The 8,098-nt window shown below is 75.7% G+C and carries 6 protein-coding genes and 1 pseudogene; 2 read left to right on the forward strand and 5 right to left on the reverse strand.

The genetic code is table 11. The features are described 5' to 3' along the window. Window positions 1-10: 10 nt before the first annotated feature. Window positions 11-2,083, reverse strand: coding sequence for a phage holin family protein (locus ACFY3J_RS28890; RefSeq protein WP_384185074.1), 2,073 nt, complete (start codon window positions 2,081-2,083; stop codon window positions 11-13). Between the two features lie 505 nt (window positions 2,084-2,588). Next, a complete protein-coding gene (locus ACFY3J_RS28895; RefSeq protein WP_384185072.1) occupies window positions 2,589-3,026 on the reverse strand; it encodes a hypothetical protein in 438 nt (145 codons plus the stop codon). An 86-nt stretch (window positions 3,027-3,112) separates the two neighbouring features. On the opposite strand from ACFY3J_RS28895, the gene ACFY3J_RS28900 reads away from it, so the two are divergent. Both ACFY3J_RS28900 and ACFY3J_RS28905 read left to right on the forward strand, forming a co-directional pair. After that, window positions 3,113-3,886 carry an MBL fold metallo-hydrolase gene (locus ACFY3J_RS28900; RefSeq protein WP_384185069.1) on the forward strand — a complete coding sequence of 258 codons (774 nt, stop codon included), beginning with the start codon at window positions 3,113-3,115 and terminating at the stop codon, window positions 3,884-3,886. Further along, window positions 3,883-4,524 (forward strand): DedA family protein, encoded by a 642-nt coding sequence (locus ACFY3J_RS28905; protein ID WP_384185067.1) that lies wholly within the window; start codon window positions 3,883-3,885, stop codon window positions 4,522-4,524. Before ACFY3J_RS28900 ends, ACFY3J_RS28905 begins: the two co-directional genes overlap by 4 nt. Before the next feature lie 218 nt (window positions 4,525-4,742). Here the strand turns inward: ACFY3J_RS28905 and ACFY3J_RS28910 are convergent, their stop codons facing one another. The 3 genes and pseudogenes from ACFY3J_RS28910 to ACFY3J_RS28920 form a co-directional block, all read right to left on the reverse strand. After that, window positions 4,743-5,813, reverse strand: coding sequence for an MBL fold metallo-hydrolase (locus tag ACFY3J_RS28910; RefSeq protein ID WP_384185064.1), 1,071 nt, complete (start codon window positions 5,811-5,813; stop codon window positions 4,743-4,745). Continuing rightward, complete coding sequence (locus ACFY3J_RS28915) at window positions 5,810-7,060, reverse strand: aminotransferase class I/II-fold pyridoxal phosphate-dependent enzyme (protein WP_390842038.1); 1,251 nt, start codon at window positions 7,058-7,060, stop codon at window positions 5,810-5,812. Before ACFY3J_RS28915 ends, ACFY3J_RS28910 begins: the two co-directional genes overlap by 4 nt. A 236-nt stretch (window positions 7,061-7,296) precedes the next feature. Continuing rightward, window positions 7,297-8,098: pseudogene (locus ACFY3J_RS28920) on the reverse strand (hypothetical protein); the annotation flags it as partial.

Below are 8,098 nucleotides of genomic sequence, written 5' to 3' on the forward strand. Positions count from 1 at the left end.
GTACCGGGGGTCAGGCGGCCCGTTCCTCCGGTTCCGCGGTGAGCGGCGGCCCGGTCCCGGCGGCCTCGTGCAGCCAGCGCCGCAGCACGCGGTGGACGTGCTCGGCGCCGACGAGGTCCTCGCCCTCCCGGACCGGCGGGGAGCAGTCGAGCGGCGACAGCAGGAACGGGCGGCCCTGCGCACCGCCGAGGCCGCCGTGGGAGCCGATCTGCTCCTCGAAGGCGAGGACCTCTCCGTCGGCCGGGTCGTGGCTGGAGTTGACCATGATGTCGGCGGCGTGCGGGAAGGAGTGGGTTCGGCGTACGGCGTCGGCGGCGCCGGGACCGAAGACCGCCAGCGGGCCGGGGTCGGTGTCGAGTTCGGCCAGCGGTATCCGTACGCCGCGCGCGCCGAGCACGACACCGCCGTGCTCCCCGCTGCGCACGAGCAGGAAACCGACGCCCGGGTGGTCGGCGAGCGTGGACAGCAGCGCCGGGTGGCGGGCGTCGATCTCCTCCTGGCTCATGCGGTGCGGCACGTCCGGGAAGGAGACCAGGCCGAGGTTGCCGGAGGCCAGCACGACGGGCTCCGAGCGGCGGGAGGGGCGCCGGTCCTCACCGCTCTCCTCGACCGGGCGGCCGAGCGCGGCCCGTACGGCAGCCCGCGCCTCGGCGCCACTGCGCGTCCTTCCCGCCCGGCGCGGCACGGGCAGGCCGCAGCCGGCCCGGACCAGGTCGCCCAGGGTCAGACCGTAGCGGGAGCGGAAGGTCTCGCCGGGGCTCTGTCCGTGGTCGGACAGGAGGACGAACCGGTACGGGCGCGGGGCGTGCTCGGCGACCTTCTCGATCAGCGCCAGCGAGCGGTCCAGACGCCGCAGCACCTGCGCCGCGTCACGGCTGTGCGGCCCGGAGTGGTGGGCCACCTCGTCGTACGCCACCAGGTCGGCGTAGACGGCGGTGCGCCCGGCGAGCAGGTCGCCCATCACCGCGGCCACGACGACGTCCCGTTCGACGACCGTCGCGAAGGCGCGGATCAGCGGGTACAGGCCACCGCGGGAGACACGCGGGCGCTCCTCGCGGAGCCGGGCGCGCAGGGACTGGCCGATCTCGCGGCCGGCGTCTGCGACGAAGGACAGGAAGGTGCGGACGGCGTTGGCGGGGTCGGAGAAGTAGGCGAAGTAGCCCGCGCGGGAGCGGCTGGCGCGGTCGCGGCGGGCCGCGACCGACAGGACGAGGGCGAGTTCACCGGCGCCGCCGCCGAAGAGGTTGCCGCGGCTGGCCCCGTCGGCGGTGAGCAGCCCGCCGTCACCGGTGCGCCGTACGGCGCGGCGCTGGAGTTCGACGGCGCTGCTCGGGCGGTTGCAGACCATCACCTCGCCGGTGTCCTTCTCGTACCAGCGGAAGGCGGGGACGTCGTGGTTGGTTCCGTGCAGGATGCCGAGCTGGCTGGCGCCGGTCTGGCTGGACCAGTCGGTGCGCCAGGGGGTGAGCCGGTGGGTGGCCTGCCCCTCGCCGGCGCCGAGCCATCGGGCGACGGTCGGCATCAGACCCTCGTCCACCGCGTCCCGCAGCACGTCGTGACCGACGCCGTCGAGTTGGACGACGACGGTGCCGGGGGTCGACGAGCAGGGGGGCAGCCGTCTGCGGCGGCGGTCGGCGAGCCGGTGGAGCCGGCGCCGGTAGGCGTCGTCGTCGCGCACGGCGAGGGCGGCGCCGGTGGCGGAGGCGACCGCGGACATCACCGCGGCCACGATGACGGCGGTCTCGGGGGCCGCCTCGGCCTGGCCGGAGGGGGTGACACGCAGGGCCAGCAGGAGCAGTGAGCCGTTGAGGAAGAACACCAGCAGCCCGAGGACCAGCGCGGGCACGAGCAGCAGCAGCCGGACGAGCAGCGGCCACACCACGGCGGACAGCACACCGAAGGCTCCCGCGCCGAGCGCGGCGGTCACGGCGACGGTGGTGGCGCTGTCGCCGTCGGGCGACTGCAACTGGAAGTCCGGCAGGATCCCGGCGAGCACGAGCAGGGTGACCGTGGAGACGGCCCAAACGGCGACACTGCGCCCGACCTGACTGGCGACCCGCCGCCACCACCGCCCGCCACCCATGCCGGCACATCCTCCGTTCCCGCCCCCGCCCCGCGCCTCCACGCGGACCGACTCCAGCTTGTCATACACCCCCACAAACCCCCGTGACCTGCGGTAACACCCATCAGTACGGACCCGCCGCCGGCGCTCGCCGACGCACCCGCCCTCAGCCCCGCCGCGCTGACCGCACCGACCGCATCGACCGCATCGGTGACGCGGTGGGCGTACGGAGACGGTGCGGGGCGCGGTCCGGGCCTTCACACGCGGATACCCGGCCTTCCGGTCCCGGCCTTCGGCGCGTCCGATCGCCCGGCGCCGGCCCACCGGAACCGGCCACTCCCCCCTTCGCCCTGCTTTCGCCGCCCTGCCCCGCCGCCGCACGACCGCACCACTCTCACGACCGCATCGCTCGCAGGACCGCCCCGCTCGCAGGACCGGCGCGCTACGGAGCCGACGGGCTGGTGCGCGGCCATCGGCCCGTGCGGCCGGGCCGTCGTCGGTGGACGGTGTGGGCCGGGGGGCTTGGTCAGCGGCCGTCGTAGCCGGCGGTCGGCATGGAGAGGCGGCGGTGTACGTGGGCCTTCATCTGGGCGTCGTACGCGGGTTCGGCCTGGCCCACCGTCTCCACCCGGACCCCGCGTCGCGCGCACTCCGCGGTGAACTCCTCCACGGAGGACAGCGCCCGCTCCAGCACCCGCCGGCTGGGCGCGACGAACAGGTCCACGCCCGGGAGCACTCCCTCCCACAGGGCGCCGTGGTCGGCCCGCAGCCCCCGGACGAGCAGTTCCCGCGCGATCACGTAGCCGCGCTCCGCCGCCCAGCGGGCGCACATCGCGTGCTGGCTGCGCGAGTCCACCAGGAAGGGGTCGTCGTTCAGCTCCTCCAGGGGCGTCAGGCTCGCGATCGCCGTGACGCGGACGACCGTCGGAGCGCCCCCGCCGGGGGCATCCCGCACTTCTCCCATGGCGTCCCCCCTCACCTCCGGGTTTCCGCCGCCGACCCTACTCCTGCCCGTAGGCTCAGGGGGAGTCGCACGAAGGAGGCAAAGAAGTGCCGGTGGAGATCACCTGGTGGGGTCACGCCACCTGCACGGTCGAGGACTCGGACGTCCGCGTGCTGACCGATCCCCTGTTCGCCCGCCGGCTCGCGCACCTGCGCCGCCGCCGCGGCGCGCCACCGCCGCCCACCGCCTGGCACGCGGACGTGGCCCTGGTCTCCCACCTGCACGCCGACCATCTGCACGTACCCTCGCTGGCCCGGTTGGAGCCGGGCACGCGCCTGCTGGTACCCCGGGGCGCACTCGGGGCGGTCGCGGGTCTGCGCCGGCTCGCCCACCTCCGGATCACCGAGGTGACGCCCGGTGACCGGGTCGAGGTCGGCGGTGTCGTCGTACGGGCGGTGCCGGCCCGGCACGACGGGCGGCGGCTGCCGGTCGGGCGGCATCGCTCGCCGGCGCTCGGCTATGTCGTCGAGGGTGAGGCGCGGACGTACTTCGCCGGGGACACCGGCCTGTTCGAGACGATGGCCGAGGAGGTCGGGCCGGTCGACGCGGCGCTGCTGCCGGTGGGCGGCTGGGGACCGTACCTCGGCGCGGGGCATCTGGACGCGGGACGGGCGGCGCAGGCGCTGGCCCTGCTGGCGCCGGGGAGCGCAGTGCCGGTGCACTACGGCACGTACTGGCCGATCGGGATGGACGCCGTGCGCCCCCATGAGTTCCATGCGCCGGGTGACGAGTTCGCGCGCCTCGCCGCCGAGCGTGCGCCGGGTGTCGCGGTGCACCGGCTCGGGCACGGGGAGAGCGTGCGTCTGAAGGGCGCCCGGTGATACGGATCGCGGCCGCCGTGACCTCGGTGGTGCCGCCGGAGTCCACCCAGCAGGCGCTCGGGTATCCCTCGCTGTTCCTGCTGGTGCTGATCGGGGCGCTGGTGCCGGTGGTGCCGACGGGCGCGCTGGTCAGTTCGGCGGCGGTGGTGGCCCTGCACCAGACGGCGCCGTTCTCGCTGGCGCTGGTGTTCCTGACGGCGTCGCTGGCCGCGTTCCTCGGGGACGCGGCACTGTACTGGCTGGGGCGGCGCGGGCTGGGTTCGAGGAACGGATCGCGCTGGCTGGAGGCGATCCGCACGCGCGCCCCGGAGGACCGGCTGGCGCAGGCGCAGCGGAAGCTGACCGAGCACGGGGTCGCGGTGCTGGTCCTGTCCCGCCTCGTCCCGGCGGGCCGCATACCGGTGATGCTGGCCTGCCTGCTGGCGAAGTGGCCGCTGCGCCGCTTCTCCCGCGGCAACCTCCCCGCGTGCCTGGCCTGGGCGGTGACGTACCAGCTGATCGGCATCCTCGGCGGCTCCCTGTTCGCGGAGCCCTGGGAAGGCGTGGTCACCGCGATCGCGCTGACCGTCCTGCTGGGCGCCGCCCCCTCCGTGTGGCGCCGCCTGCGCCGGCTGATCCCGGTCCACCGCTCGCACTGACCTCGGCGGGGCGGCGAAGGCGCGAGACGGCGAAGGCGACGCAAGCCGGTAATGACCGTCAACTGCGCGTCGGATGTGGAGAGTTGGCGAACAGAGGCGGCGCGAGACGGCGACCGGCCGCCGTGGGCGGGAGCGCCGAGGTCGGACCGCTGCCGCCCGACCGGTACGGGCGCGGGCCGCGGCACCGCGCCGGACGGCTCCCGCCCGCCGGTCCGCCGCTACTCCAGGACCCGGGAAGCGCCCACCGGCAGGTCCCACAGCCGTTCCCGGGGAAGGCCGGCCTCCTGCCAGGCTCTGCGGACCCGGGTCAGGGGTTCCAGGAGGGGTTCGGCGGAGAGGACGAAGGTGCCCCAGTGCATGGGCGCCATGTGCCGGGCACCGAGGTCCTGGACGGCCTGGACGGCTTCCTCCGGGTCGCAGTGGACGTCGCTGAGCCACCAGCGGGGGTCGTAGGCGCCGATGGGGAGCAGGGCCAGGTCGATGCCGGGGTAGCGGCGGCCGATGCGGGAGAACCAGTGGCCGTATCCCGTGTCGCCCGCGAAGTACACGCGCTGCCCGTCGGGGTCGGTGAGCACCCAGCCGCCCCACAGGCTGCGGCAGGTGTCGGTGAGGGTGCGCTTGGACCAGTGGTGGGCGGGGACGAAGTCGAGGCGGACCCCGGACAGTTCGGCCGCCTCCCACCAGTCCAGTTCGGTGACGCTGGTGAACCGGCGCCGCTGGAACCAGCCGCCGAGTCCGGCCGGCACGAACACCGGGGTGTCGCGCGGGAGTCGGCGCAGGGTGGGCGCGTCCAGGTGGTCGTAGTGGTTGTGGCTGACGACGACCGCGTCGACGGGCGGCAGCGCCTCCCAGGCCACGCCGACGGGCGTGACCCGGGCCGGGGTGCCGATGATGCGGCGGGACCACACCGGGTCGGTCAGTACGGTCAGCCCGCCGATCCGGACCACCCAGCTCGCGTGCCCCGCCCAGGTGACGGCGACGGTACGGGTGTCCACGCGGGGCAGCTCGGCGGGCCGGTACGGCAGCAGCGGGATGTCGGCGAGGGCCTCCTTGTCCGGCCGCAGGGCGCCCTCGCGGGCGAACCGGGCGAAGGCCTTCAGGCCGGGCAGCGGGGCGGTGAGCCGGTCGTGGAAGGTGCGCGGCCACACCCGCCGCTCCCCCAGTCGCCGGGGTTCGGCCAGCGGCGGGAAGGGGGCGGGCGGGGAGGTCAGGAGGGACGAGGCCGCGGGATCGTCGGTCTCCTGAGTGGTGGTGCTCGTGGACGTGGTCGACTCGGACTGCTGCGTCATCGAGGAGGCTCCCATCGCTGAGCGTCGTCGCGGAGATCGTCGAGTACCGACCTCAAGGAAAGCAACGCGCGTTGCACGTGTGGCAGTTCCAACGGCTCGGGGGACAGGAGGCATTCCGCGCGTTCCTCGTCGGTGCGGCCGAGGAGTTCCGCGGTGGACAGCCGCACGCGCAGCGCGCCGAGGTCGTCGCCGAAGCGGTGGCCGCCGTGCACGGGCATTTCCAGGCGGGTGGTGAGGAAGTCCTCCAACTCCTGTGCGTCGCCGACCGCGTGGGCGTCCAGCGCGGAGCGCAGCGGGCCGAGGTCGGCGTACAGGTGGCGGCCGGCCTGCGGCGGCCGGACGAGCGCGCCCGCGGCGACCACGGCCGCGTGGACGGCCCGCGCCACGCGCGCGTGCAGGCGTACCGAGGCCGCCAGGCGCGCGGTGACCGGCCCGGGTTCGTCGAGGACGTGGGCGGCCGCGGCGGCGACCGGTTCGGCGACGCGGGCGTCCAGCGCGGTGAGGACGTCGAGCACGCGCGCGTGCAGGGCCTCGCCGGTGGCGCCGGCGGGGAAGCGGGCGATCGCGGCGGGCCAGCCGGCGGGCAGGAAGGCGCCGGCGAGGTCGGTGACGACGGTGACCCGGTCGGGCAGCATCTCGGCCGGGCTGAGCAGCACCGTCTCGTGCGGCGCGTGCACGGTGTCGCGCCAGGTCTCGTCGCTGACCAGGTGCAGTCCCTCGGCCGTGGCGGCCTCGACGGTCTCGTGCAGCAGCTCCGGCGGTGCCACGGTGGCGGTGGGGTCGTCGGCGACGGACAGCACGAGCAGGCGGGGGTCGCCGCCCTCGGCGCGGACTCTGCGGACGGTCTCCAGCAGGGCGTACGGGTCGGGGACGCCGCCGCACTCGGCCGGCGTCGCCACGGGGAAGGCGGGAGTGCCCAGCAGGCGCGCGTACGGCGCCCACCAGGCCGCGCCGGGCCGGGGCATCAGGACGTCGCCGCCGAGCGTGGCGGTCAGCGCGAGCAGCAGGGCGGGCGCGCCGGGTGCGGCCGCCACCCGGCCGGGCCGGGTGGGCAGCCCGCGTCGCAACCAGTACCCGCAGGCGGCGTCCAGCAGTTCCGTGCCGCCGCCGATCGGTCCTCGCCGGGTCCGGTTCGCGGCTCCGGCGAGCGCGGCGGACACCTCCGGCAGCACCGGGAGTCCGTCGTCGGGGAGGGCCGACGGACCGTAGCGGACGGGGCCGTGGCCTTCCGGGTCCGTCCGCCGCATGGGTACCTCCGCGAAGTCCCTGATGCCGTGTGGCGCCGCCGAGTCGTGCCGCCGCCGGTCCGTCCCGGCCGCGTGCGCCCGGCCCGCCGCCCGGTGTCCGGGGGCGGGTCCGTCCGCACGGCGCCGCCCGTGCCTTCGGGGCTCCGTGTACCCAGGGCGGCGCCGTCCCAAGGCCACCCGGCCGGGTCGGGCAGGTCACACGGGCCCGCGTCCCCGCACGGCGTCCGGCTGCCAGGTCAGCCGTCGGCCTGCCCGCGCCGCCACACCCGGTGGATGGCCCCGCCGAGCGCCGCCGCGATCAGCGCGCCGCCGCCGATCAGGGCCGGCAGGGAGGCGGTGAACGAGCCGCCCGCACCGGCCTGCACACCGTGCTGCGCCGCCTCGCGGGAGGGGTCGCGGCCCGCGGCCGGGTCGCGACCCGGGCCGGTGCCGGACTGACCGCGGGCGGCGTCCCACGAGCCGTCGTCCCGTGACGGGCCGCTGGAGTCCGGACCTCGGGACGGGGCGTGGGAAGGGTCCCGGGAGGGGTCCCGGGAGTCCTGCGGGCGGGAGGGATCGGAGGAAGCGTTGGGGCCGGGCAGGACCTGGAGTCCGAACGAGTCCTGCGACCGGGAAGGGTCGGAGGAAGCGTTGGGGCCCGGCAGGACCTGAACTCCGAACGAGTCCTGCGACCGGGAAGGACCGTAGGAAGCGTTGGGGCCCGGCAGGACGAACGAGTCCTGCGGGCGGGAAGGGTCGAAGGAACCGTTGAGGTCCGGCGCGACCTGGGTGCGGGAAGGGTCGTAGGTGGGTACGTCGCGGACAGTCCCGCGTTCCGGACTGCGCGAGACCTGGCCGGAAGCCGGGTCGCGGGGCGGGGTCTGCGCGGACTGGCCCGAGGCCGGGTCACTGGGCGCGAACTGCCCGAACCGACCCGAGACCGAGCCACCAGGCACGGACTCCCCGAACCGACCCGAGACCGAGCCACCAGGCACGGACTCCCCGAACCGACCCGAGACCGAGCCACCAGGCACGGACTCCCCGAACCGACCCGAGACC

It is taken from the genome of Streptomyces sp. NPDC001231 (assembly GCF_042896885.1).
Taxonomy (GTDB): domain Bacteria; phylum Actinomycetota; class Actinomycetes; order Streptomycetales; family Streptomycetaceae; genus Streptomyces.

What these genes read in the sequence shown, in the direction of transcription:
- ACFY3J_RS28910 (WP_384185064.1), bottom strand. Translation starts at nt 5,813, where the DNA reads ATGACGCAGCAGTCCGAGTCGACCACGTCCACGAGCACCACCACTCAG.
- ACFY3J_RS28895 (WP_384185072.1), bottom strand. Translation starts at nt 3,026, where the DNA reads ATGGGAGAAGTGCGGGATGCCCCCGGCGGGGGCGCTCCGACGGTCGTC.
- ACFY3J_RS28915 (WP_390842038.1), bottom strand. Translation starts at nt 7,060, where the DNA reads ATGCGGCGGACGGACCCGGAAGGCCACGGCCCCGTCCGCTACGGTCCG.
- ACFY3J_RS28890 (WP_384185074.1), bottom strand. Translation starts at nt 2,083, where the DNA reads ATGGGTGGCGGGCGGTGGTGGCGGCGGGTCGCCAGTCAGGTCGGGCGC.